This window comes from Paenibacillus sabuli, assembly GCF_014705605.1.
In the GTDB taxonomy this organism is placed as follows: domain Bacteria; phylum Bacillota; class Bacilli; order Paenibacillales; family Paenibacillaceae; genus Paenibacillus_D; species Paenibacillus_D sabuli.
In genome coordinates, this window is the sequence record NZ_JACXIZ010000028.1 from 114,573 (window position 1) to 141,125 (window position 26,553).

18 protein-coding genes and 1 pseudogene are annotated in these 26,553 nt (G+C 62.1%); 16 read left to right on the forward strand and 3 right to left on the reverse strand.

Going from position 1 to position 26,553, the window contains the following annotated elements; genetic code table 11:
- The first annotated feature begins 34 nt into the window (after positions 1-34).
- Positions 35-1,780 carry an ABC transporter ATP-binding protein gene (locus IDH44_RS17140; RefSeq protein ID WP_190919741.1) on the forward strand — a complete coding sequence of 582 codons (1,746 nt, stop codon included), beginning with the start codon at positions 35-37 and terminating at the stop codon, positions 1,778-1,780.
- Positions 1,777-3,684, forward strand: a complete 1,908-nt coding sequence (locus IDH44_RS17145) for an ABC transporter ATP-binding protein (RefSeq protein WP_190919742.1) — start codon at positions 1,777-1,779, stop codon at positions 3,682-3,684. Before IDH44_RS17140 ends, IDH44_RS17145 begins: the two co-directional genes overlap by 4 nt.
- Positions 3,685-4,065: 381 nt before the next feature.
- Here IDH44_RS17145 and IDH44_RS17150 read toward each other — a convergent pair whose 3' ends face one another.
- A complete protein-coding gene (locus IDH44_RS17150) occupies positions 4,066-4,509 on the reverse strand; it encodes a hypothetical protein (protein ID WP_190919745.1) in 444 nt (147 codons plus the stop codon).
- A 402-nt stretch (positions 4,510-4,911) separates the two neighbouring features.
- Between IDH44_RS17150 and IDH44_RS17155 the strand changes: the two genes are divergently transcribed.
- The 8 genes and pseudogenes from IDH44_RS17155 to IDH44_RS26670 form a co-directional block, all read left to right on the forward strand.
- Positions 4,912-5,448 (forward strand): type 1 glutamine amidotransferase domain-containing protein, encoded by a 537-nt coding sequence (locus tag IDH44_RS17155; RefSeq protein ID WP_223869769.1) that lies wholly within the window; start codon positions 4,912-4,914, stop codon positions 5,446-5,448.
- A gap of 151 nt (positions 5,449-5,599) precedes the next feature.
- Positions 5,600-7,642, forward strand: a complete 2,043-nt coding sequence (locus tag IDH44_RS17160) for a DEAD/DEAH box helicase (RefSeq protein WP_223869770.1) — start codon at positions 5,600-5,602, stop codon at positions 7,640-7,642.
- A 13-nt stretch (positions 7,643-7,655) separates the two neighbouring features.
- Positions 7,656-8,618, forward strand: a complete 963-nt coding sequence (locus IDH44_RS17165) for a hypothetical protein (protein ID WP_190919749.1) — start codon at positions 7,656-7,658, stop codon at positions 8,616-8,618.
- Positions 8,619-8,794: 176 nt separating this feature from the next.
- Positions 8,795-9,262, forward strand: a complete 468-nt coding sequence (locus IDH44_RS17170; RefSeq protein WP_190919751.1) for a MarR family winged helix-turn-helix transcriptional regulator — start codon at positions 8,795-8,797, stop codon at positions 9,260-9,262.
- A complete protein-coding gene (locus IDH44_RS17175) occupies positions 9,259-12,465 on the forward strand; it encodes an MMPL family transporter (protein WP_190919753.1) in 3,207 nt (1,068 codons plus the stop codon). The genes IDH44_RS17170 and IDH44_RS17175 overlap by 4 nt, the downstream gene beginning before the upstream one ends.
- Before the next feature lie 609 nt (positions 12,466-13,074).
- Positions 13,075-13,560 carry a GyrI-like domain-containing protein gene (locus IDH44_RS17180; protein WP_190919755.1) on the forward strand — a complete coding sequence of 162 codons (486 nt, stop codon included), beginning with the start codon at positions 13,075-13,077 and terminating at the stop codon, positions 13,558-13,560.
- Positions 13,561-13,584: 24 nt separating this feature from the next.
- Positions 13,585-14,634, forward strand: a complete 1,050-nt coding sequence (locus tag IDH44_RS17185) for an oxidoreductase (protein WP_190919757.1) — start codon at positions 13,585-13,587, stop codon at positions 14,632-14,634.
- A 299-nt stretch (positions 14,635-14,933) separates the two neighbouring features.
- A pseudogene (locus IDH44_RS26670) lies at positions 14,934-15,092 on the forward strand (ATP-binding cassette domain-containing protein); the annotation flags it as partial.
- A gap of 69 nt (positions 15,093-15,161) precedes the next feature.
- Here IDH44_RS26670 and IDH44_RS17190 read toward each other — a convergent pair.
- Both IDH44_RS17190 and IDH44_RS17195 read right to left on the reverse strand, forming a co-directional pair.
- A complete protein-coding gene (locus tag IDH44_RS17190) occupies positions 15,162-16,478 on the reverse strand; it encodes a deoxyguanosinetriphosphate triphosphohydrolase family protein (protein ID WP_190919759.1) in 1,317 nt (438 codons plus the stop codon).
- A 33-nt stretch (positions 16,479-16,511) separates the two neighbouring features.
- Entirely contained in the window at positions 16,512-18,815 is a 2,304-nt protein-coding gene (locus IDH44_RS17195; RefSeq protein WP_190919760.1) for an ATP-binding protein, read from the reverse strand.
- 231 nt (positions 18,816-19,046) lie between these two features.
- On the opposite strand from IDH44_RS17195, the gene IDH44_RS17200 reads away from it, so the two are divergent.
- The 6 genes from IDH44_RS17200 to IDH44_RS17225 all read left to right on the forward strand — a co-directional run bounded on the left by IDH44_RS17200 (position 19,047) and on the right by IDH44_RS17225 (position 26,524).
- Positions 19,047-20,084: a foldase protein PrsA gene (locus IDH44_RS17200; protein ID WP_190919763.1), complete on the forward strand. Its 1,038-nt coding sequence runs from the start codon at positions 19,047-19,049 to the stop codon at positions 20,082-20,084.
- Between the two features lie 666 nt (positions 20,085-20,750).
- On the forward strand, positions 20,751-22,190 hold the full coding sequence (gene cls / locus IDH44_RS17205; protein ID WP_190919765.1) for a cardiolipin synthase: 1,440 nt from the start codon (positions 20,751-20,753) through the stop codon (positions 22,188-22,190).
- A gap of 119 nt (positions 22,191-22,309) precedes the next feature.
- Positions 22,310-22,864: a general stress protein gene (locus IDH44_RS17210; protein ID WP_190919767.1), complete on the forward strand. Its 555-nt coding sequence runs from the start codon at positions 22,310-22,312 to the stop codon at positions 22,862-22,864.
- Between the two features lies 1 nt (position 22,865).
- The gene (locus tag IDH44_RS17215) at positions 22,866-23,249 is read left to right on the forward strand and encodes a DUF2188 domain-containing protein (RefSeq protein WP_190919769.1); all 384 of its coding nucleotides are present in this window, start codon (positions 22,866-22,868) and stop codon (positions 23,247-23,249) included.
- Positions 23,250-23,802: 553 nt separating this feature from the next.
- A complete protein-coding gene (locus tag IDH44_RS17220) occupies positions 23,803-24,702 on the forward strand; it encodes a diacylglycerol/lipid kinase family protein (protein WP_190919770.1) in 900 nt (299 codons plus the stop codon).
- A gap of 214 nt (positions 24,703-24,916) precedes the next feature.
- The gene (locus IDH44_RS17225) at positions 24,917-26,524 is read left to right on the forward strand and encodes a hypothetical protein (protein WP_190919772.1); all 1,608 of its coding nucleotides are present in this window, start codon (positions 24,917-24,919) and stop codon (positions 26,522-26,524) included.
- Positions 26,525-26,553: the final 29 nt, after the last annotated feature.

Below are 26,553 nucleotides of genomic sequence, written 5' to 3' on the forward strand. Positions count from 1 at the left end.
TCACTTGTCAAGCGCGTCCAGAGGAGGAAGCTTCATGCTCAAGCTGTTTCGATTTTTGAGTGCGTTCTGGCCGTTGGTTGCCTGCGTGCTGCTCTTCACCTTCCTGCAAACGCTCTCCGAGCTGTACTTGCCGACGCTGATGGCCGATATCGTCGATATCGGGGTGGTCGGGATGGACATCCCGTATATCTGGAAGATCGGCGGCTTCATGCTGTTGGTTGCAGCAGGCGGCACAGCCTTCTCGGTGCTGGCCAGTCTGCTATCGGCGAAGGTGGCGGCGGGATTCGGCCGGGACGTGCGCGCGCGGGTCTTCCGGCATGTGGAGAACTTCTCCCTGCATGAATTCGACCGGCTCGGCACGGCGTCGCTGATCAATCGCACCACCAACGACATTACGCAGGTCCAGCAGGTGCTCAATATGATGCTGCGGATGATGGTGATGGCGCCGTTGATGTGCATCGGCGGCATCATCATGGCCGTCTCGCAGGACGCCTCCCTGTCATGGGTGCTCGTAGCGGTCATCCCTGTGCTGGCGGCGGCGATCGCGATCATCGCGAGCAAGGGCATCCCGTACTTCAAGGTGATGCAGGTCAAGCTGGATAAGCTGAATCTCGTGCTGCGGGAGGGGCTGACCGGCATACGCGTCATCCGCTCCTTCAACCGGACGACCCATGAAGAGCGGCGCTTCGACGACGCCAACCGCGATCTGACCGATACGGCGATCAAGGTCAACAAGATCATGGCCGCGATGATGCCGGTCATGATGCTGATCATGAATCTGGCGATCGTGGCGATCGTCTGGTTCGGCGGGTTGCGCATCGACGCGGGCAACATGCAGGTCGGCTCGCTGATGGCGTTCATTCAATATGCGATGCAGATCATGTTCTCCCTGATCATGCTGAGCTTCATGATGGTCATGATCCCGCGCGCCCAGGCGTCGGCGGTGCGGATCAACGAAGTGCTGGCGATGGAGCCGGATCTGCATGAGGCCGGGTCCGCGCGCGAAGGATCGACGGCGGAGCCGGCGGCAGCGAGCAAGGGGACGGTTGTCTTCGACCGGGTCGCCTTCAGCTATCCCGGCGCGGAGAAGCCGGCGCTCGAGGACATCTCCTTCGAGGCGCGGCCGGGCGAGGTGACGGCGATCATCGGCGGCACCGGCTCCGGCAAGTCGACGTTGCTCAGCCTGCTGCCGCGCTTCTACGACGTGCAGGCGGGCAGTGTACGCGTGGGCGGCGTCGACGTGCGCGAGCTGCCGCAGGAGGAGCTGCGCAGCCGTATCGGTCTCGTGCCGCAGCGGGCCGTACTGTTCACCGGTACGGTGGCGGACAACATCCGCTACGGCAAGGAGGACGCGACGGATGAGGAGATCCGCCATGCGGCCGAGATCGCCCAGGCTGCGGACTTCGTCGCGGAGATGGAGGGCGGCTACGAGGCCCGAATCGCCCAGGGCGGCGGCAATGTCTCCGGCGGCCAGAAGCAGCGGCTCTCGATCGCGCGCGCGCTCGTGCGGCGGCCGCAGATCTATCTGTTCGACGACAGCTTCTCGGCGCTGGACTTCAAGACCGATGCGCGGCTGCGCGCCGCGCTGCGGCCGGAGACGACCGAGGCGACGGTCATCATCGTCGCCCAGCGCGTCAGCACGGTGATGGAGGCCGACCGCATCCTCGTGCTGGAGGAGGGCCGGCTGGCGGGCATCGGCACGCATGAGGAGCTGCTGGCCGGCAATCCGGTGTACCAAGAGATCGTAGCGTCCCAGCTGACGAAGGAGGAGATTGCATGAGCGGCAACGACGAACGCGGCGCCCGGCCGCATGGCAGCGCCGGCGCGGCAGGCCCCGGCCGCGGTCCGGGCCGCGGGTTTGGCCCTGGGCCGGGTCCGGGCAGCATGAGCATGCCGGTGCAGAAGGCCAAGGACTTCAAGGGCACGCTGCGCCGCCTGATCGGCTACCTGCGACCGCACCGGCTGCAGCTGGGGGCGGTCTTCCTGACGGCGATCCTGAGCACGGTGTTCATGATCGTCAGTCCCAAGATTCTCGGCAACGCCACGACCGAGCTGTTCAAGCCGGTGATGGGCGGCACGATTGATTTTGACTATATTCTGGATATTCTCAAGCTGCTCGTCTTCCTGTATCTCGTCAGCGCGCTGTTCGGCTTCGTGCAGCAGTATCTGATGGCCGGGGTCGCGCAGAAGACGGTCTATCGGCTGCGCGAGCAGGTGAGCGCCAAGCTGTCCCGCCTGCCGCTGAAGTACTTCGACGGCCGCAGCAACGGCGAGATCCTGAGCCGCGCGGTCAATGACGTGGACAACATCAGCAATACGCTGCAGCAGAGCCTGACGCAGCTGATCACTTCGCTGGTCACGGTGGTCGGCGTCATCGTCATGATGCTGACGATCAGTCCGCTCATGACGCTCATCCTGCTGCTCACGCTGCCGCTGAGCGTCGTCGTCATTCGCGCCATCGCCGGCCGCTCGCAGCGCTACTTCAAGGAGCAGCAAAAGACGCTCGGCGAGCTCAACGGCCATGTCGAGGAGATGTATACCGGGCACCGCATTATCAAGGCATTCGGCCGCGAGCGGCGCTCGATCGAGACGTTCGGCGGCATCAACGCCGAGCTATACGAGGCCGGCTGGCGGGCGCAGTTCATCTCCGGCATCATCATGCCGCTCATGACGCTGATCAATAATCTCGGCTATGTGCTGGTCTGCATCGTCGGCGGCATTCTCGTCACGCGCAGCGCCATTAATATCGGGGACATCCAGGCGTTCATCCAGTATGCGCGCCAATTCTCGCAGCCGCTCACGCAGATGGCGACGATCGCCAACATCATCCAGTCGACGATCGCATCGGCCGAGCGCGTCTTCGAGCTGCTCGACGAGCAGGAGGAGGTGCCGGAGGCCGAGCGTCCAGCTATTCTGGCCGCTCCGCGCGGGGACGTGCGCTTCGAGCATGTGCGCTTCGGATACGCGCCGGACACGCCGGTGATCGGGGATATGAGCATCGAGGTCAAGGCGGGGCAGACGATCGCGATCGTCGGGCCGACCGGCGCCGGCAAGACGACGCTCATCAATCTGCTGATGCGCTTCTATGAGCTGGACGGCGGCCGCATCACGATCGACGGCGCCGATATCACGTCGCTGCAGCGCGGCGCGCTGCGCGGCATGTTCGGCATGGTGCTGCAGGATACGTGGCTGTTCAACGGCACGATTCGCGACAATATCGCCTACGGACGCGCGGATGCGACAGAAGCTGACATCGTGCAGGCGGCGAAGGCGGCCTTCGCGGACCACTTCATCCGCACGCTGCCAGGCGGCTACGACACGGTGCTCAACGAAGAAGCCTCGAATATCTCGCAAGGACAGAAACAATTATTGACAATTGCCCGGGCAATATTGGCGAATCCTGCGATCCTGATCCTCGACGAGGCGACGAGCAGCGTCGACACCCGCACCGAGGTCAACATCCAGCATGCGATGAACGCGCTGATGCAGGGCCGCACGAGCTTCGTCATCGCGCATCGCCTCTCGACGATCCGCGGCGCCGATCTGATCCTGGTCATGAACAAGGGCGACGTCATCGAGAAGGGCACGCATGCCGAGCTGCTGGAGCAGGACGGCTTCTACGCCGAGCTGTACAACAGCCAGTTCGCCTCTCGGGGCATGCCGGAGACGGGGCAGGTGGTGTAGGTGCACGGGGCATTCCCCAGAGTTTAGCCAGGCGAGGCGGATGCTGCGATCATGCCGGAGATGGGCCAGGTGACGCCTAGCCGGAGCGGACCAATGAAGTCGATGCGCACGCAGTTTTGCAGAGAGGAGCGTAGAGCAGATCACCCCACCATTCGGAGTACGGCGCCTGCGGGCTGTGCTGTGACGGACATTTTTGTCCATTAGCCTGTGGATTTTATCTTATTTCGCCCGTAACGGTCATTTATGTCCGTAAGATGTGTGATTGATACAGGAGCTTGGTATGGTAAGAGAGGACCGAGGCGCAGGGGACAAAAACACAAGGCATCAAGCCCCCCCTAGGCGCCAAGGCAACGGTCAGAGTCCGCAGCCGGGCGTTCGCAACTATACGCGCGGCGGGTAGACCGAAGTGTGCGCGGGTGGCGGGGCGGCTGTCTCCGAGCCGTCCGCCCTTGCGAGCCGGGAGCGACGCAGGGCCAGATAGCGCCGTCTCGCGACAAAGCTTCGCCTGCGGGCCAGGCGGCGGCGCACCCGCCAACTGCGCGCGCGATGGGGAGCGGTCGCGAGCAGGACGACTACAGCGAGACCGAGCAAGGCCGGCCATAGGCCGCGCTCCCACTGGAGCAGCGTAGGCGGCAGGGCCAGCTTAACGGCGAGCGGGACTGCAGCCAGGCTTTGGTAGAAAATAATGCGTCGAATTCGTGCGCGGAGGACCGGCTGCGAGTGGCTGCTGGCCAGCATGGCAACGAACAAGGCTGATGCGCTCCAGAGCAAGGCGAGGCATCCGGTTGCGACAGGATCGAGTGCATGAAGCACGGGATAACTCAATGTTCGACGGCTCCTTTCGGACAAGACGGGCGCGCCCGTCGTTATTTAATCGTTATATAATCCTCACATCGCCGCCAAAGGACGGCGCAGCCGATTCGTTTTGTTTGACTTTACTTAAGTATATGGTTGTCCAGATTCAACAAGAACGGGCTAGAGGACGGCTTTTGCCCCGTCTTAGGTCGGAATCGGAATCGGTCGGAAGCCGCCTCTGGTACTCTCTCGTGCTCGTCTTTGAAAAAAACACGCAATCAATTCCCGGGTTTCGGGGTAATAGAAGCTAGGCCGGGGCACGCTAACGCATCAAGATCGACTTCATGGCCCCGGCGCGGGCTTACCGGATTCGCGCCGTCTTCGGATGCAGCGCCGCTGCTCCGAAAAACGAAAAAGGAGCGTGTACAAGCAATGGTCGAACAAATGAAAAAAAAGGTCGCCTTTTTGCTGGCGGATGAATTTGAAGATTCGGAAATGAAAAACCCGTACGATGCCATGACCAAAAACGGCATGGAAGCGGTCATCATCAGCCTGCAAAAGGGGCAGACGTTAAAAGGCAAAAACGGCACAATCGAGTATACGTCGCATCTGTCCGCAGGCGACGCGTTGGCGCAGGACTACGAGGCGGTCGTCATCCCGGGCGGCAAGTCGCCGGGGCACCTGTTGCAGAACAAGCGGATCATCGAGTTCGTCACCGAGGCGAATCAACAGGGCAAGCTGATCGCGGCAATCTGCCACGGGCCGCAAGTGCTGGCCGAAGCGGGACTGCTGCGCGGCCGGACGTTGACCGGCTATCCCGGCATCGCCGACGAAATCCGCGAGGCGGGCGGCCATTATGAGGATCGCGAGGTCATCGTAGACGGCAATCTAATTACCTCCCGAACGCCTGAGGATGAACCGGCTTTCATCAAGGCCATCATCGACCGGCTCGGCGTGGAGGCATACTAATCTGGAAGCTGCTGACGTGCGGCGACAGCTCTTGCGTAGCAGAGGCGGCGGGAGTCCGGCGCTGAAGTCCCGACCTGTCGGCTGGCCTGGTTATCGCCGGCCGACAGGCTGTGATATGATAGGGGGAATTCGTTGGACAGGAGATGGACGCATGCATCTTTTTCGGCCGAGTCGGGATCTGCTGGAGCTTCAGGTTATGGAGATTGATGAATCGCTGATGCGATTTTTTGAAGCGCATATGGAGCCGGATATGGACGAGACTACCTTCCTATTTGTCAATGACGACGGTCTGGAACGTAAGATGAAGGTGGTGCACGGGGATCGGCTGTTGCAGGGCAGAGGAATCAAGGGATTCTTCGCGCCTTATGAACAGGCGGAGTGGCTGTTGGCAAGGATGCTGCCCGATCGCCGGATCGCAATTGGATGGCCGATTGCGGTGCAGTCGGACTGGCGGACCGAGGTGAGCGAGCGACCGGATACGCTGCGGCAGATGGAACAGGTACTGGCGTCGCTCTGCGGGATGCGTCAGGACGACCACCGCTGGTTCGAATTATACGACGCTTCGCAGCGCTACGTCTCCGCAGGTGCGGATGAACTGATCGGGCTGCCCCATATTCGCGAACTGCAGCCTTACGCCTATCAGGTGAAGACGGCGCTTGCAGTCATTGGCCGTTTCCGCGGGCGCGCGCTGCTGTGTGACGAAGTCGGACTGGGCAAGACCATCGAGGCTGGGATCTGCATGCAGGAGTACATAGTCAGGGGTCTGGCACGGCGCATTCTGGTGCTCGTGCCACCGTCGCTAATGAATCAGTGGGCGGAGGAGATGAAGCGCAAGTTCAATCAGGACTTCATTCGTTCGGATGATCCCGCATTCACTGCGATGGGAAGCGAGGCCTGGTCGCATTTCCCCAAAATCATAGCCTCGCTGTCGACGGCCAAAAGAGCCAATCATCGCGAGGTTATTGTGGATATCCCGTATGACCTCGTCATAGTTGACGAAGCGCATCATGTCAAAAATCGCAATACACAGGCCTGGAAATTTATAAATCGCCTTCAGAAAAAATACATTCTGCTGCTGACGGCGACCCCGGTCCAAAACTCGCTGGAAGAGCTATACAACTTGATTACGCTGCTCAAGCCCGGTCAACTAAACACCTATGCCCAGTTTAAACGCAATTTTGTGGAGGATAACCGCGGAATTGAAGCCAAAAATGTGAATCAGCTGAAGGCGCTGCTCTCCGATGTGATGATCCGCAACCGGCGCAGCACCGTCGATGTTGCTTTTACAAAACGTAGTTCCACCACGGACATTGTGCAGCTTGCGGACAGGGAGCAACGCTTGTATGCCGAGATCAGCGGATTTATTCGTCGGCATTATCTGGCGCAGCATCCGGTGTTTTCGCGATTTTTGCTGAAGACGATGCAGGAGCAGATGGGCAGCTCGTTCGCCTCGATTGCGCCATCCTTGCACAAGCTCGCCGGACAGGAGAAGCTGGAGGCGGCAGAGCGGCGCACGGTTGAGGAATTTTACCAGGCCGCGAACGAGATCGCGGCAACCGAAGCGGTGAACGGCGCCAAGCTGGAAGCAACGGCGAAGTTTGTCACCGGGTTGAACGACAAGGTGCTGGTATTCACCAAATACAAGGCAACGCTCGATGTCCTCGCCGCGGTGCTTCGTGAACGGGGGCTTGAGGTGGCGGTGTTTCACGGCGGCTTGAGGCGTCAGGACAAGGAGCAAGCGATTGCTGCTTTCCGTGACTCTGCTCAGGTGCTGGTCAGCACGGAGGTCGGCGGGGAAGGCCGTAATTTGCAATTCTGCAACGCACTCGTCAACTTCGATCTGCCCTGGAACCCGATGGCGATCGAGCAGCGCATCGGACGTATCCATCGGATTGGACAGACACGCGACGTGTCGGTTTATAATCTTGCCGCGCGCCACACACTCGAGCATTATATGCTGCATGTGCTGGACCGCAAGATTAATTTATTCGAGCTTGTGGTGGGCGAAGTCGACATGATTATGGGCGATCTGGACGAGCGCGAAGAGTTTTCGGATACGTTGATGGACGCATGGACGATGTCGGAGGATAGCCGCCGCATCGAACAGGAGATGGACAAAATCGGCGACAAGCTGCTGCAAAACAAGCAGCAGCTCGACAGAGTCAAGGCGCTGGATCAGAAGTTATTCGTGTAGCGGGAGGAATGTTATGGAACTGCAGCAATTTGTGACCGGCACGCTTGAAGCGATGGGCGGTATTGTGGTGGCGCGGGAGTACGCGCTCTGCGAGGCCGTTGTTCCGGAAGAAGCCGCGTCCTGGTTTCAGAACAAGACCGAGCTTTTGCTCGCCTTTGATTTTGAAGTGGCCGAGGAGAATCCGGAGGCCGAGTTCGTCACATTCGGCAGCTATGTATTTGAACAGCTGATGGCATTCGTGCGCGAGCAGACCCGTGCCACTGTACGCTTTGCCGATCTGGACCGCCCGCATGTGCAGCACGCCGAAGACAAGATTCGCCGCACGCTCGCGGTGCAGCAGGCGAGATTGCACATCGCAAGCGAGCAGGCGGCATGGGGAGCGTGGCTTGTGTTCGGCTTCCGTTTCGTCTATTTATCAGATGAGCGGGAGGAGCAATTCGGCGTAATCTGGGTGGATGCGCAGCGTGGCGTGATTGACGACGAGATGGCGGGGCTCGCAGCTGCGACGCCCTTTGCGGATCGGATGCCTTACGAATTGGAGCTGGCGGTTCAACCTGATCTGGGTACGTCCTACCGGATCGCTTACAGGGACGCGGCATTGCGGGCGCGTAATACCGGGCCTTCTTCTGGCAGCGAGGCCAAGCTGGACCGGGAACTGGAGCGTCTGGAGGGATACTACCGCCAAATGGCGCAAGAAACCGAAAAACGCATGCAGCGCAAAGGACTGAGCGAGGAAAAGCGAAATGAACTGGCGGACAAACTGGTCTCCATTGAAGCGGAAGCTGAAAAACAAAAACAGGATATCCGGGACAAGCTGACGGTCCGAATTGAAGTCGAGCTGGATTACGCGCAGGTATACTTCGTGCCCATCATTCAGTATGAAGTAAACCTGCAGGAGCGAGGGGCTTATACAACCAAGCGTCTCTATTATCAAACGCTGCGCAAGCAGTTTGTTGAAATTGCGCAATCATTGTGAGCGACCTCATTCGATTTACATGGTTATTAAATTGCAAGTGATGCCAGGCGCAAAAGCGCCTGGCTTGTTGTCATTCGGTTGACATTCGGTTGACAAACGACTGGTTTCGCCTTATAGTTCAACTATAGAACTATTCTAGGATTGAATTGTTCAAGCCATGAAGATTGGAGGTACTGATGGACAAATCGACGCTCATAAACATCATCAGACGCTACGAGCAGGCGCACTTCACGATTGAGCGCAGGCTGAATGCGCTGTTTCGCGACATGATGCCCGAGGAACTGACAGTCGACCAGTTTTTGACGATTCGTTATATTCGGCATAATGCGCGCACGACGTCCTCGGAGCTGGCCGACGCTTTTTGTGTCGGCAAAAGCTCGATTACGGCGATCATCACACGCCTGGTCGACAAGGGACTGATCGCGCGTGTGCCCGCCCCCGAGGACCGCCGCGTCATCTGTCTGACGCTGACCTCCGAAGGAGAACGTCTGTCCGAAACGCTGGAGGAGAAGATGCAGGAGCTGATCGGGGACTGCATCCGGCACTTCGATGCGGAGGAAGGACGGCAATTCATCGAGACCTATGAGAAGCTGGCGCAGGTGCTGCTGCAGTCGCCGGCAGGAGAGGAGAACGGTTCATCATGAAGGCAATTCTGAAATTCAAATGGCTGATTGTCGCCATCTGGCTGGCGGCGGCCGTCGGCCTGTTCCTGAGCGCGCCGAACATGCAGGAGCTGGTGCGCGAGAAGGGGCAAATCACGGTGCCGGACGGTTATTCGTCGACCGAAGCAGCCGAGCTGCTGCGGCAGCTGGGCGAGGAGGAGGGCGGCAGCTCGGGCGAGCTGTCCTCGGTGCTCGTCTTTCACAATCCGGACGGTCTGACGGCCGCGGAGCGGGCCGAGGCCGAGCGCGGCATCCGCCTGCTCCAGGACGGACGCGAGACCTACGGGGTGACGGCGGTGACGACGCACTTCGACATGCCCGAGCTGGAGGACCAGATGGTCGCCGAGGACGGCACAACCATCCTGGCGCTGGTGAGCACGGTTCAGGACGGGCGCGAGCCGGCCGAGGTCGGCGAGGCGCTGTATGCGGCGCTGGACGGTGTGCAGGTCGAGCATTATTATACCGGCAACTGGCTGATCAACGAGGATGTCATCAAGAGCTCGGAGGAAGGGCTGAAAAAGACCGAGTTCATCACGTTGATCTTCATTCTGGCGATTCTCTTCGTCGTCTTTCGTTCGGCGGTGGCGCCGTTCATCCCGCTGCTGGCGGTCGGGCTGAGCTATGTACTGTCGCAATCGGTGGTGGCGTATCTGGTCGAATACCTCGACTTCCCGCTGTCGAACTTCACCCAGATCTTCATGGTGGCGGTCATGTTCGGAATCGGCACGGACTACTGCATCCTGCTGATCAGCCGCTTCAAGGAGGAGCTGGCGCATAGCGGCGACAAGACGGAGGCGATCCTGGCCACCTACCGCACGGCGGGCAAGACGGTGCTCGTCTCCGGGCTGGCGGTGTTGGTCGGCTTCTCGGCGATCGGCTTCTCCACCTTCGTGCTGTATCAGTCCGCGGTCGCGGTGGCGGTCGGCGTCGCCGTACTGCTGCTGGCGCTGCTGACGATCGTGCCGTTCTTCATGGCGGTGCTGGGCAAGGCGATCTTCTGGCCGACGCGGGGCTCGCTCGAGCACAAGCCGAGCCGGCTGTGGGGCGCGGTCGGAGGCTTCTCGCTGCGCCGCCCGGTCTGGGCGCTGCTCATCCTGGCGGTCATCATCGTGCCGCTCCTGATCGGCTACCGCGGTTCGATCTCGTTCAATTCGCTGGATGAGATCGGCGACAAGTATGATTCGGTCAAGGCGTTCAACGCCATCTCGGACAGCTTTGGCCCCGGCGAGTCGCTCCCGGCGACGGTCGTGGTCCGCTCCGGCGAGCCGCTCGACACCCCTGCCGGCCTGGCTGTGATCGAGCAGATCTCGCGCGAGCTGGCGGGCGTGGACGGGGTCAAGACGGTGCGCAGCGCCACCCGTCCAACCGGCGAGGCGCTGGATCAGCTGCAGGTGGCGGAGCAAGCGGGCACGCTCGGCTCCGGTCTGGGCGAGGGCGAGGACGGCCTCGTGCAGATCAAGGACGGCCTGGCGGATGCCAGCGCCGCGCTCGGCGACAATGCGCCGCAGCTGCAGGAGGCGGTCGGCGGAGCGGATGCGCTGATCGATGGCACGCAGCAGCTCAAGGGCGGCGTCGCCGAGCTGACGGACGGCCTGACCCGGATCGAGCAGGGCCTGCGCGACGGCACGGCCGGCGCCGCCGAGCTGCAGCAGGGGCTGGAGCAGGCAGCCGGCAGCGCGCAGGAGCTGGCCGACGCCTCGGAGGGGCTGCTCGCCGGGTATCGCGAGCTGGAAGGCGGCCTCGATGCGCTGCGCGCGGGCTACGGCGAGATCGCATCCGGTCTGAAGGGACTGGGGCAGGGCCTCGACGGCCTCGACGGCGGTCTGGCGGCGCTCGGCGCGTCGTATCCGGAGCTGCAGCAAGACGAGACGTACGTGCGGCTGCGCGAGACGTCGGCTGCGCTTGCGGAGCAGAGCGCCGCGCTGGCGGCGGGCCTGAGCGAGCTCAATACGCAGCTCGGCGGCGTGAGCGCCGGCCTCGGCGAGGCGAACAGCGGGCTCGCTCAGGCGAGCGAAGGACAGACGGCGCTGACAGCCGGATTGCGACAGCTGGCGGCGGGCCTGGGCGAGCTGCGCGGCGGCATTGCACAGGCTGCCGATGGACAGGGACAGATCGTGGGCCGATTGCCCGAGCTGTCGTCCGGCATCGACGGGCTGCTGGAGGGGCAGACGGCGCTCCAGTCCGGGATTGCGCAGATGAGCGGCCAGCTGAGCGAGCTGACGGACGGCCTCGATGCCAGCGTGGACGGTCTGACGCAGGTCGCGGGCGGACTGCAGGATGCGCAGGCCTACCTCGGCGAGCTGGCCGAGGCGCCCAACCGTCAAGTGAGCGGCTGGTTCGTCCCGGAGGAAGCGATCGCGAGCGAAGACTTCCAGTCCGGTCTGGACGTGTACTTGTCGGCGGACCGGGATATCGCGAAGTTCGAGGTCGTCTTCGCGGGCAACCCGTACGCGACCGAGACGCTGGAGAAGGTGGACGATCTCGAGGCGGCGACCGCGCGCGCGCTCCAAGGCACGGCGTATGCGGACGCGACCTATGCCATCGACGGCGTGTCGAGCATGAACAATGACCTGCGCAACATTTCGGCCGCGGACTATGCGCGCACGGTCCTGCTCATGCTGATCGGCATCGGACTCATCCTGATCGTGATGTTCCGCTCGATCGTGATGCCGCTCTACCTCGTCGCTTCGCTGCTGGTCACGTATTACACCTCGATGGCGCTGGCGGAGGTGCTGTTCGTCCGCATCCTCGGCTATTCGGGGATCAGCTGGGCGGTGCCGTTCTTCGGTTTCGTCATGCTGGTGGCGCTGGGCATCGACTACAGCATCTTCCTGATGGACCGCTTCAAGGAATACCGGCATCTGCCGCCGCGCGATGCGATCCTGCTGGCGATGAAGCATATGGGTACGGTCATCATGTCGGCCGCGGTCATCCTCGGCGGCACCTTCGCGGCGATGCTGCCCTCGGGCGTCATGTCGCTGCTGCAGATTGCGACGGTGGTGCTGTGCGGCCTGTTCCTGTACGCGCTGCTCATGCTGCCGCTGTTCATCCCGGTCATGGTGCGTACCTTCGGCGAGGCCAACTGGTGGCCGTTCATGCGCGGCGGCGAGGAAGAAGGGCGCTACCGCACCGGCAGCCTGCAGGCGCGGGCGAGCATCTCCTCTGCCGAGCGGCATGATGGCTAGCGCGCGGACGTGAGGGCGCAGGGTATGGCCAAGCGCATGCCCAGCGTCCCTGCGCCCGGCGCGGCGGCAGGCAGCTCGATGGCTAGTGGGTGGACGCCCCGGATGCCTATCGCTCGGTTGACGCATACCGGCTGTTGCTTGGGACGACCACCTGATTGTGTGCTTCGCGATTGGCTGGATTGACGGTAGCTGTGGATTGGAGACAGCCAGCTGCGGTTCCTCTCCCCGACCGGCGCTACATCTATGTCACTGACTCGCTTTCACCGGCGTCCCATCCATGCGGATGGGGCGCCGCTTTAACTTTCTAACGGTCACCAGCGACGCTTAGCGCCCTAGGCGGGTGGAATTGCGCACAAAGGAGCTTCTAAGCGTCGCCCATGACCGTTACAACTGACGGCATGCCCGAAACAAGCGCTAAGCGCCTCCAGTGTCCGTTAGATTCCGCGAGCCGCGTTAGCATTGGATCAAGCTCTCGCGGGCGCTCCCGTTCATCCGTCAGCGTTTATTTTGCATTCGCACTGCGGTCCTTGGGTTTCAAGCGGCGGCGGTTTGCTTTATACTTTGGGGGAAGTGGATCACCCAATACGAATGGATGGGGGGAGCAGGATTATGGAGCAACTGAATGTGGCGGATCTCGTGCAGTGGCCCCCGATCATCGCGGTCGGGCTGAAGTGGGAGGGCACCTTCGCCGAGGCGGCGGCGGGCGGCATCCACGTCGTCCAGGCCGAGCTGCGGCGGCGTCTCGGCACAGTCGAACGAACGAGCCGTCCGGATCGACTGCTCGGACTGTCGTATCACGCGGCTCCCGGAGCCGAGCGCTTCATCCATTTTGCCGCCGTAGAGGTCAGCGCGGCCGAAGTGGTGCCGGAGGGGATGGGCGTCATCGAGGTGCCGGCGTTCGCTTACGCGCAGTGCCGGCATCTGCGGGGCCAGCAGATCGATGCGACGTATCGCAATCTGTACGCCTGGATCGCCGAGCGCGGGCTGCGGCCGCACGAGGGCGGCCTGACGCATCTGGAGCTGTATCCGGCTGAGCAGGACCCGTTCGCGCCGGATCCGGAGTTCACGATCCTGATCCCGTTGGAAGATGAATAAGAAGCACAAGGAGAGGATGCAGGCATGACGATTGAAGTAGGGGTAATCGGGTACGGGCTGTCGGGCTCGGTGTTCCACGCGCCGCTCATTGCGGCGACCGACGGCTTGCGGCTCGCGGCCTTCGTCTCGTCGGACCCGGCCAAGGTGCATCGCGACTATCCGGGGGCGAGCGTGTATGACTCGGTGGATGCGCTGGTCGCGCGGGAGGAACTGGACGTCATCGTCGTGAGCAGTCCGAGCCGCACGCACTACGATTACGCGAAGCAAGCGCTGAAGGCGGGCAAGCACGTCATCGTGGAGAAGCCGTTCACCGCTACCGCCGCCGAGGCCGAGGAACTGATCGCTCTGGCACAGCAGCGCGGTCTCGTCCTGACGGTGTATCAGAATCGGCGCTGGGACGGCGACTTCCTCACTGTCCGCCGGCTGGTGGACGAAGGGCTGCTGGGACGCATCACGCGGTACGAGGCGCATTACGACCGCTTCCGCCCGGAGCCGAATCCCGGCATCTGGAAGGAGCAGGACGAGCCCGGCACCGGGATCCTGTACGATCTGGGATCGCATATAATCGATCAGGCCTTGACGCTGTTCGGAGCGCCGGAGACGGTGTGGGCGGATCTGGGCATGGAGCGGGAGGGCTCGCGTATCGTCGACCGCTATCACGTCGTGCTCGGCTATGCCTCCGGGCTGCGGGCGATCCTGCAATCGGGCTCGCTCGTGCTGCGGCAGGGGCCGCGCTATCAGGTGCACGGCGACGGGGGCAGCTTCGTCAAGTCGGGCCTTGACCCGCAGGAGCAGCAGCTCAAGGACGGCCTGCAGCCCGGCGCGCCCGATTGGGGCCGGGATCGGCCTCAGACGTACGGCGAGCTGACGCGGATGACGGGCGGCCTCACCCTGCATAGCAAGGTCGAGACCGTCGTCGGCAGCTACGAGCGATTCTATGAGGGCGTCGTCCGCGCGGTCACCGAGGGCGCGCCGCCGCCGGTGGCGGCGGCGGACGGGCTGCGCACGATTCAGGTGATCGAAGCGGCGCTGCGCAGCCATGCCGAGCAGCGGGTCGTGCGCTTAGCAGATTAGCGCAAGTCGGAGCATCGCGTTAGGCGGCGAGAAGCGGGTTTTCGGGGGGAGCGGCTCTCCGGGGCCCGCTTCTGGCATGCGTTCATATCTCCAGGCGAGCGGCGAGCTGCTCTAGCCTGCCAGGCTCTCCGCGCACCGACGGCGGCCCCAAGCCGGGCTCGCGGCCGGGCATTTGCATGTCCGCAATCTGTAAGAAGAACCGGCGGAGGCTTCGTGCTATAATGCATCTAGCAGCCGGGGCCAAGCGCACGATGGCTTGGCGAGGTCACCTTACTTATGCAAGGGGAGTGATGCAGGTGATGCAGACGGCGCATGCGCCATCCGAGCTGGCGATCATGGCCACCGGCCTCGGCAAAACATTCGGCGCCAACAAGGCGGTCGACGGGGTCGATCTGAAGGTCAAAAGAGGGACGGTCTACGGCTTCCTGGGCCCCAACGGCGCCGGCAAGACGACGAGCGGCGGGAGCGCGAACGCATCGCCCCGCCGGTGCCGGCGCTCGCGGCGTGCGTTGCCGTCCGGGCCGCCCTCAGTCCATCTCGTAGATCGAGCCGGACCGTCCGGCGAACAGCTCGGTGTACACCTTCTCCGCATAGGCGTCGGTCATCCCCGAGATGTAATCGGCCACCAGCCGCGGCCAGCTCCACTCGCGCTTGTGCAGCTCGTAATTGTCCACCCAGTCCGGCGGCAGGATGAGCCGGCCCTGCTCCGGCACGATGAAGCTGTCCCATAGCCGGCGGATGCGGATCTCGCTGCGCTTTTGCAGCCGCTGGACGCGGAAGTCCTTGACCAGCGTCACCCAGGCCAGCTTCTTGAGAATCTCCATCGTGCGCAGCAGCTCGAAGTCCTGCGCGCCGTCCGTGACAAAGGTCACCTGCTTCCAGGCGCGGTCCGGGTCGTCGAGCACGCCGACCGCGCTGGCGAAGCGGCTCACCCAGCGCGCCTTCATCTCGCGGCGCGTCCGCGACGGCTCGCGCTCGCACAGCCGGTAGAGCTCGCCCCATTGCTCCACATAGGCCGCGAGCACCCGCTTGACCATCTGCGGAATCTCGACCTCGCTCCAGCGCAGCGCTGCATTGCCGGCGTCGTTCTCGATCTCCAGCACGACGCTCTCGATCAGCCGGTCGTCTTCGAAGAAGGCCCGATCCATCGGGATTTTGCCGGCGCGGATGCCGTCCTCGATGTCGTGCGTCGAATAGGCGATGTCGTCGCACAGGTCCATCAGCTGGGTCTCCAGCGTCCCGCAGCCCTCCGGCATGCCCCACAGCGCGCGCAGCCGCTCGATCGCCTCCCACTCCGACGGATAGACGCCCTTGAGACGGCCCGGCTCGCGCATCGAGTGCGGGTATTTGTTGATCGCGAGCAGCACCGCGGCCGTCAGGTCGAGTCCGCTGCCGCTGCCGGCGCGCTTCTCCAGGAACATCAGGATACGGAAGTTCTGCGCGTTGCCCTCGTAGGGCAGACCGGCGTGGGCGGTCAGCAGCTGGTTCAGGATCTCTTCGCCCTTGTGCCCGAAGGGCGGATGGCCGAGATCATGCGCCAGCGCCGCACATTCGACGACATCGGGGTCCATCATCAGGCCGGGGTGCTCGCCGGTGGTCAGCAGCGGGTATTGCCGCTGCAGCCGCCGCGCCACCTCGCGCGCGATCTGCGACACCTCCAGGGAGTGGGTGAGCCGGGTGCGGTAGTAATCGCCGGTCCCCGCCCCGAATACCTGCGACTTGCCCTGCAGCCGCCGCACGGCGGGAGACTGGATCAGCCGGGCATAATCGCGGGCGTACTCGTCCCGCTCCTCGCTGATCGTGTGATCGGACGGTTCGTCCAGTCGCATCCTGCGGATATCCATGGCCGTGCCCTCCCTTCGCTGATACAGTATATGTCAGGCCTCGCCCGGCAGTGACGGCGCGGCCTGGCCGATGCAGGGCAGCAGGATCTCGACGGTCGTGCCCGCGCCGGGCGCGCTGTCGATCCGGAGATCGCCCTTGTGATTGGCGACGATCTGCTGGGAGACCATCAGGCCCAGGCCGGTGCCTTCCTCCTTGGTGGTGAAGAAGGGCTCGCCAATGCGCCGCAGCGTCTCCTCCGACATGCCGACGCCGGTATCGGCGAAGCGGACCGCGATCCGGTCCGCACCCTCGGCGCCAAGCGCGATCGTCAGCCGCCCGCCGCCGGGCATTGCTTCTATGGCATTCTTCATCACGTTGAGGAATACCTGCTTGAGCTGATTCGCCTCCCCGCGTACATAGGGCTGATCCGTGTTGTAGTCGGTCTCGATGTTGACGCCGCTCAGGCCGGCCTCCGAGTCGAGGAGGACGACGAGTGCGCGCAGCGTCTCGCGCACATCGACGTCGCTGACGGCGGTGACCTGCGGCTTGGCCAGCACGAGGAATTCGCTGATGATAAAGTTGATGCGGTCGAGCTCGTCGAGCATGATGTCCAGATAGGCCTTGCTGAGCGTGCCCTTGGTCTGATGCAGCTGGACGAAGCCGCGCAGCGTCGTCAGCGGATTGCGAATCTCGTGCGCCACGCCCGCGGCGAGCTGGCCGATCACCGACAGCTTCTCGGAGCGGCGGATCATCTCCTCGGTCTGCTTGCGCGCGGTGATGTTGCGCGAGATCGAGGCGACCGCGATCATCTGTCCGGCGCTGTCGCGGATCGGCGAGATGGTCAGGCTGACGTCAATCGGCTCGCCGCTGCGGGTCAGCCGGACCGTCTCGTAATCGTTGACGGCCTCGCCGCGCTGCATGCGGGCGATGAGCGAGGCATACTCGGCTTGCAGTTCCTCCGGGATGTTGGTCAGCCGCTGCCCGACGATCTGCTCCGGACGCCAGCCGTAGATGGTCTCGAAGGCGCGATTGGCGCTGAGCACCTTGTCCGACAGATCGGAGACGTGGATGGCATCGGAGGTATGGTCGATGAACGACTGCAAGTATTCTTTGGTGCTGCGCAGCTCCTCCGCCGACTCGTTGACGCGGCGCAGGTAGCTGCCCAGGCTGTCCGACATGGCATTGATCCGGCCGGCCAACAGCCCGAGCTCATCGCGCCGAGCGGCTGCGCCGATCGTGGTCCCGAAGTTGCCGGAGGCAATGGCGCCGACGCCCCGCAGCACCTCGTGGATCGGACGCAGCAGCAGCCCGGCCAGCACATAGCTGACGACCAGGGTAACGAGCACGAGCACGGCCGAGATTGCCGTGTGCAGCAGCAGCTGATCGAAGAGCGGCTTCTGCAGCATGGCCCTGTCAAAAGCAATCCCGATGGCGTATTCGCCGAAGGCGCCGGACATCGGAATAATGTATCGAACAAGATCGACGTCTGCCCGTTCTGTCCGGACCGTCGTCATTTCCCCGCTGGAGACGGCTTGGCGAAGCGCCTCGATATCGGCGGCCTCGTCGCCGGCGCCGTAGCTGCCGAACAGCACGCCGCGCACGTCGAGATTGTGCACGAGCTGGCCCTTTTTCAGCTTCAGAATCGGATCCTTGCCAAAAAACTCGGGGTCAAGTCCGGCAATTTCGACAACGGCCGGATTGTCCGACACAATCGTCTGCAGCACCGCCTCCGTTCCGCTCAAATGCTCGAACTGCAGCAGTGTGTCGGCATTCACGTACGGGTTGATCATATAGTCGGTGCTGCCGTCGTAGTAGTATCCCCACTTATTGATCACGCCGGGGTCCGAGGTCGCAAAATTGTAAGGGCCGGACCAGTAATGCGCGAGGGTCTGGCCTTCCTTGACCGTGACGGGCTCCAGGTCGAACAGTTGATGAAAAGCGGTAAACCAGTAGTCCCAGGTCTTGGCGCTCATGCCAAGCTCCGCGGGCTCGGACGAGCGGCGGACGACGATGTCCTCGTCCTCCCTGACCCACAGGGTGATATGGTCCACGCCGACCTGAGCGCTGACGCGAACGAGGTCGTCATTCGTGATGCGGTCAATCGCCGGCGGCAGCAGCTCGCGCGCGGCGACGGCGGATGCGCGCAGCCGGCTGCCGACCTCGAGCTCGATTTCGTTTTTGGCCTGCTGGGACACTTCCAGCGTGGCCCCGATCTGGCTGGCGAAGGCTTGGGATTGGCGCTGGATGGCCAGTAGCAGCTCGCTGCGTGTCGTGATATAGTAGAAGGCGATGTTCAAGGTCAGTACGATGCTGACCAGCAGCGTAATAAACAAAGAAAGCTTGGTTTTTACGGACACCCGGGGGCACCTCCATTCTAAGTCCGGCAATGCGGCACGTTCCCGAGAGGGTACCTAAAAATAGTACACGTTGGCTGGCGAACCTGCAATTCGAATTCGCCAAGGCGAATTTGGAGACCGCGCGCGAATGCGGAGCGCGTTTATTTTTTTATGTAGATTTAAGGTTTTTTGAGACAGGATCTGGTACGATAAGATACAGTGACAGTTACGAATGGAAAGGGGTATAGACAGATGACAGACAAGCAGTACGACACGCCGAATCAGGCGGAGCCGGGTCAGCCGCCCGGGGCCCAGGAGGCGCCCAAGAGCCCGCACAATCCGAAGGTGTGGATCGGATTCTCGGCGTTGCTGGCGGTGCTCCTGATCGTCATGATCGCGACAAACGAAGGCAGCGGCACCGCTTCGGAGGGCGAAGCGGCGGCCACGGTCAACGGCGTGGCCATCAGCCAGGAGGAATTCCTGCACGAGGTCGTCAACCAAGGCGGCGCAGGGCTGCTCGACCAGATGATCGCCAACGAGCTCGTCCGCCAGGAGGCCGAGTCCGCCGGCGTGGAGGTGACCGACGCCGACGTCGATGCGGAGCTGCAGCGCATCAAGGACAGCTACCCGTCCGAGGAGCAATTCGACATGGTGCTGGCGCAGAACAACCTGACGATCGAGCAGCTGCGCGAGCAATTGCGGCCCAATGTCCTGATCACCAAGGTGCTGGAGCCGGAATTCGACATTACCGACGAGCAAATGCAGCAATATTTTGACGAGAATCAGGGGGCATTCGGCACGGAGGAGCAAGTACGGGCCTCGCATATTCTGGTGGCGTCGCAGGAGGAAGCCGAGACCGTGATGCAGGAGCTGGAGGGCGGCGCAGACTTTGCCGAGCTGGCCCAGCAGTACTCCACCGACGGCAGCGCCAGCAACGGCGGCGACCTGAACTTTTTCGGACGCGGTCAGATGGTGCCCGAGTTCGAGGAAGCGGCTTTTGCGCTTGAGGTTGGCGAGGTCAGCGACATCGTGCAGTCGCAATTCGGCTTCCACATCATCAAGGTGACGGACCGCACCGAGGCGGATACGCCGGCCTACGAGGACGTCAAGGACGACATCTACGCGACGCTGTTGAGCCAGCAAGTCGGTCAGCGCGCCGGCACATGGGTTCAGGAGCTGCGCGACGGCGCGGATATCGACAACAAGCTCGCTCCGGCAGCGGACGAAGCAGCCGAAGGCGAAGCGGCAGAAGGCGGAGCAGCGGAAGGCGCGACGGAAGAGGCGCACTGAAGCGCCCTGAGAAGAGGCGACCGAACGAATCGGATCCAAGACAGCGCATGAAGCAGCAGCGGCTGATCGAGGTCGGAGTTCGGAATGAATGGGCGCATTGAGCTTGTCCAGCCGTATGCCGAGAATCAATTCAGAAGGCTAATAAGCCAACAATTAGCTAAGGAGTCGGTCCGCGTTTTCTGCGGGCCGACTTTTTGCCGTTGGGCGGCGGAGGGGCACGGGCCGTGATGCTAATCATGCCTCGTGTCGTGAAGTGACCAGCCTTCGTCTCACCGTCTCGATGCTGCCGAACCGTGCACGCCGGGAGCTTGGCGACGCGCACGGCACGGGGCGGCGTCACTCCGGGCGGAAGCTCTAACGGACACCAGCGACGCTTAGCGGTCGTTTGAGACCGATTCAAGGACCGGAACCCCGGCTAAGCGCCCGTCAGTCCGTTACACGTGAAAGGGCGCCAAGAAATGGCGCTAAGCGTCGCTCATGTTTCGCTCATGTCCATTACAGCTGGTTTTCGCTCACATCGTGGCGTGAACGGGGCAGGCCGCATGGATAGTTCAAGTCGCCCGGCCCCGAGCAGAATGTCGGCCCCCTCCAAACTTGCAGTTGTTCTTGGCGGCGCTTTACAGGTATGATGGTACTAGCGCTAAAAAATAGGGGTGCGTCATACCGATGCTGCAAAATATCGTCATTCTTCTATATGTTCTGAATATCTTTTTGGCGGCCACGGTCATTTTTTTGGAACGGCGCAACGTTGCGGCGACCTGGGCGTGGCTGCTCGTGCTGTTTTTTTTACCGAGCGTCGGGTTTATTCTGTACCTCATTATCGGGCAGAATCTGAGCCGCCGCAAAATTTACAAAATCAAGATCGACCGGCTGCGCCATATCCGGCATATTCTTCATAACCAGTTTCAATTGCTGGAGCAGCGCAAAATCAAATTCAAGGACCCGGAAATCACCCGCTACCACGACATGATTTTTATGAATCTGGTCAGCAGCCGGGCGCTGTTCACCCAGGACAACCGGGTCGAGATCTTCACCGACGGCCAGAGCAAGTTCGACTCTTTGCTGGACACGATCGCCGCGGCCAAGGATCATATTCACTTACTCTATTTCATTGTGCGCGACGACGAGCTCGGCAATCGGCTGGTGAAGGCGCTTGCCGAGCGGGCCGCCGCCGGCGTAGAGGTGCGCTTTTTGTACGACCACGTCGGCTCGCGCGCGCTGCCGCGGCGTTTTTTTCAGCCTCTGACGCAGGCGGGGGGCTATGTGGCGGCTTTTTTTCCGTCCCGGATTCCGCTGCTGAATCTGCGGCTCAATTACCGCAATCACCGCAAGCTGGCGATCATCGACGGCAAGTACGGGTACCTGGGCGGCTTCAATATCGGCAACGAGTACCTCGGTCTGAACAAGCGTTACGGCGCTTGGCGCGATACGCATCTGCGGCTGGAGGGCAGCGCGGTGCAGCAGATCCAGGTGCAATTCGTGCTCGACTGGAATCTGGCGTCGGTCCATCAGTTCCTGCTCAAGCGCCGCTACTTCCCGGAAGTTCACGAGCCGGGCAGCGTCGGCATGCAGATCGTCTCCAGCGGGCCGGATTCGGAATGGGAGCAGATCAAAAACGGCTATCTCAAAATGATCTACGCCGCCAAGCAAAGCATCTGCCTGCAGACGCCGTATTTCATTCCGGACGAGAGTCTGCTCACGGCGCTCAAGCTCGCGGCGGCCTCGGGCGTGGATGTGCAGGTCATGATTCCGAACAATCCCGACCACAAGGTTGTGTATTGGGCTTCGTCGTCTTATCTCGGCGAGCTGCTCGAGAGCGGGGCGCGCGTCTTCTTGTATAGCGACGGCTTCCTGCATGCCAAGACGATCGTCGTGGACGGGCGGCTGGCTTCGGTCGGCACGTCGAACATCGACATTCGCAGCTTCCGGCTCAATTTTGAAATGAACGCTTTTATTTTCGATACCGAGACGGCGACGCGGCTATGGCGAATCTTCCAGCAGGATATCGAGGTGAGCACCGAGCTGACCTGGGAGGCCTATCTGAAGCGCTCGCTCATGCTGAAGCTCAAGGAATCGCTGGCGCGCCTGTTGTCCCCGATTCTGTGAGGTACAGCGGGGCCGCCGCGGCGGCCAAGGAGGCGATTCGTTTAGTCCCGATGCCCGAAGGGTAATACTAGGGCAAGCAGCCACATCGGCTGAACTTACGCCTTGAGGAGGGATCGACGATGGACCAGTCACACAAGGTGGTCGGCGTTTTTCATACGGGCGAGGAAGCGGTAGCGGCAATCGAGAGCTTGAAAAAACAGGGCTACCGGTCGGATGAAATCTCGGTCGTGGCCAAGGACGAAGAGGAAGTCGAGCAGGTAGCGGAGGCAACCGGGACGAAAGCGCCCGAAGGATTGGCGGCCGGGGCTACCGCCGGCGGCGTGCTCGGCGGGCTGACCGGCCTGCTGGCCGGCGTCGGCGCATTGGCGGTGCCCGGAGTCGGGCCGCTGCTCGCAGCTGGACCGATCGCGGCGGCGCTGACGGGCGCAGCTGTCGGAGCCGGCGCCGGAGGGCTCGTGGGCGGGCTGATCGGCATGGGCATTCCCGAGGAGGACGCGCAGATGTACAGCGACTATGTCAAGGACGGACGGATCCTGGTCATGGTGGAGCCGCGCGAGGACCATCGCGGCATCGTGCACGACGCCTTCACCTCCAGCAACTCCGTTCATGCGCGGTCGTACGGCCACGACTATACGGCTGTCGCGCAGGAGGAGCAGGTCAGGAGGGACAACTGACATGCCGTGGACGAGGCAGGATTATCCCGATTCGCTCAAAAATCTGGAGGCCCGCACGCGCAACAAAGCGATCGAAATCGCCAATGCGTTATTGGACGACGGCTATAGCGAAGGCCGGGCCATTCCGATTGCGACGTCGCAGGCGAAGTCGTGGGCGGAGGAGCATCCGCAGCATGAAGGCAAGGGCGACGAGCCCCATGTGCATGTCGTCCCGCACGACCAGGGATGGGCGCTCAAGTCGGAGGGCGCGCAGCGTCCCGAGCGCGTGCTGGATACCAAGGACGAGGCCGTCAAGCTGGCCAAAGAACGGGCATCCGAGCGCAACAGCACCGCCGTCATTCATCGGATGGACGGCACGGTCGAGACGACGCACAACTACAGCTAGACGGCGCAGCCGTCTGGCTTTTTTTTCAGCATCGCACGCATGCACCGCTCCGGGCACACGAATAATAGGAATTCCGCTTATCGACGATAACCGGAATTCCTATTCGTACGATTGACTATTCAATTGCTTACTGCACTCCATTCATTCGCTGACTTGCTCGGTTAACACAAGTACACCTTAACTTCGCAGTAGACGTTATTTTTCGATCCTTTCCCGTTTTTACGATCCCTTCCGACGATCGCCGATTCCCCGCATATCCGATGCTTCGGGCCAGGTCTTTAGGCTGGGAGCCGTAGCACGATGGACGATATGCTTCGCTATCCCTGCTCCATTGGACTATCCCCTCTCCGTTGTGAGCTTGCTTTTACTATAGGCTATTGTTTATGTTTTGTAAATATTCAGAAAAATCTAAATTCGGTCAAAAAAGCCGGGTTTTCGCCCAATATCTGCCGCAATCAAATGAAAACGCTTGATTTCATGTTTTGATTAGCGCTTCGAACGACTCGGGTAAAATGATAGCAAGACCAATTAAGGAGATGGGAGAGGATCAGCCATGCGGTACAAAAATGCGCTGTTGCTATACAACGGGAATGCCGGACAAGAGGATATGGGCAAGCGGCTCGGGCAAATCGTACCTGTGCTGGCACCGCAAATCGGGGAGCTCATCTTGAAGCAGACCGAGGGCCCGCAGGATGCGGAGCGCATCTGCCGCGAGCACGGCGAGGCGGTGGAGATGCTGCTGGTGCTGGGCGGCGACGGCACGGTGCACGAATGCGTCAACGGCTTGGCGGGGCTTAGCCATCCTCCGGTCGTCGGCATTTTGCCGGGCGGCACATGCAACGACTTCTCGCGGACGCTCGGCATGCCGCAGGACCTCGATCAGGCCGCGGCGGCGCTGCTGGAGGCGGAGCCGCGCAGACTGGATGTTGGTCAGGCGGGGGATCGTTATTTTTCGAACTTTTTCGGTATCGGACTGATCACGGAGACCTCGGAGAATATTGACCGCAATCTGAAGGGCAAGCTCGGCAAGCTGAGTTATTTTCTGAGCACGCTGCAAACCGTGACGAATGCGGAATCGTTTGACTACGTGCTGGAGCCGGAGGGCGGAGAGCGTCTGGAGGGAGAGGCCGTCATGATCCTTGTCGCCAACGGGCGATTCCTCGGTACCAACGCGCTGCCGGGCACGCTGGATTCGGCGGCGGACGGGGAATTCGACGTCTATATCGTGCGCGAGGCGGGCTTGCCGCTGCTGATCGAGGTGCTTTCCCAGCGCAATCAAGAGGAGTGGACCTCCGATAATCCGGCGATTGCGCATTTGCGCACGCGCCGGCTGCGTCTGTCGACCGCCATGCCGAAGCGGGCCGATACGGACGGGGAAATCTATTTGGAGACACCTGTGGAATTGACCGTGCTGCCGGAGCATTTGCGCTACCTGACGGTGTCGGAGGCATAGGCTCGGACCTACCGCCCTGCACATGCGCCTGGCCATACATGCAAGCCTACTCCGATCCTGCATCCAGGCCTACTTTTTTGGGCGCCGAGCAATTTGATGTTTGGACGAGCCGCGATCTGTGTTAATACGCATACAAGTGGACGATTAGGGGATTATTCCCATCCACTTGGTGAAACGCCATCCTGCCGTTATTGGGAAAGGGGGTGAATCAAACGTGCAGAAAGACGAAAAGCGGCGGCATAGGGTTGCGTCGGTGGCAGGGCTTGCCATATTTTTCATGACATTGGCCATTTTTGGGCAGCTACTTCATCCGCCGAAGGCCTTTGCCCTGCTCGGAGAAGTGCTCGAACCGGTCACTTCGGTGCTGGAGGGCGAAGCCGAGTCGACGGATGACGCAGCTGTATCGACGGACAGCTCCACGGCGGACGGTCCACCCGCCTCCGAGCAACAAGAGAAGGTGTCTGATGCAGAACAGCCGCGCGCGAGCAGCCCTTCGAATACGGCCACTCCTGCAGTGAATGAGAGCGAGACCGCGAGTCCCGAGGATACGGCCGATGTAGACGATGCAGGTCAGCCAGCGGCGGACGACCAAGAAGGACAAACCCCCGAGACCCGCGAGGAAGACGAGGTGGCTTCCGGCGGCAGCCTGCTCGGCATCGAGCTTCCGGCTATCGATATTGAGACGCCGGTCGGCGAGATCAAGACACCGGAGGTGAGCGGGGGCCTGGATGACGGCCTCGTCCCGGAGGCGTCGGTCGGCGAGGTCGAGGTGGACACGCCGATCGCAGAGGTCCGCACCCCGACAGTCGCAGCCGGGGGCGAAGACCTCGTGCCGGACGTCTCGATTGGACAAGCCGAGGTTCATACCCCCGTCGCAGAGGTCCAGACGCCGGAGGTCAAGCTGGGAGGCGATGGGCTCGTGCCAGACATTGCGGTCGGAGAAGTCGAGGTGAAGACGCCGATCGTGGGGGTCCGGACGCCGGTCATAGCGGTCGGCGACGACGGGGATGGGCCGGATCTCCCACCCGACGAGGGAGAGGAGCCGGAGAATGAAGGCGAAGCGGCTGAGCCGCCGGAGCCCGGTCCGGATCGGCCTGATCCGGCTCCCGACAGCGGCAGCGAAGAAGAAGGCGATACGCCCGGAGCCCCCATGCGTCCGGACAAGGACGATCCGCTCACGGAGGCAGATCGGGCTCACGCGCCACCGGATGTTGCAGATCAAGCCGAGGTCAATAAGGCAGACGAAGCCTCGCCGATCCGCCGAGACGAGGGTCCGGATCAGGCTTCCAGTCTGGCTGAGCAGGATAGCCGCCAAGAGGAGCAATTGCCGGATTCCGATTCGGGAGTTGGTCAATCGGAGACAGCGGGGCACGCGCCGGCGCAGGCGGTGGCGCCATCCGGTTCAGAGGAGCGGGAGCCAGTCCCCCCGTCTTCTTCGGTTCGGTCGCCCATAGCGCCCGCCTCCGCTATTGCCGGACTGGACGAGCCAGCCTCGCGCCAGTCGGCGCCGTTGACAGCGGCAGAGCCTTCGGAGCCGTCTGACAAGGGTGAGGCGCCTCGTCCGATGCCGCGAGCTACTCTGCCTGCGGGCTGGGGTGGCTTCAGCTACGGTGGAGGATCGGCGTCGGGCGGCGCAGCGGGAGGGAGCGGCCAAGCAAGCCCGGGCTCCCCTAGCTTTGGCTTTGCCCTTTTGCCGGAGGACGAGCTGCCGGACGATGCGCCTGAGAGTGTGATCATGCTTACGTATCTGATGGGCTACGACCAGTGGAATCAGCCGCCGCCGGGGCAGCCGCCGATGCACGACCTTTTCTTTCCAATTTGAGTGCAATCAAATTAAAAGAAGAGGAGTGC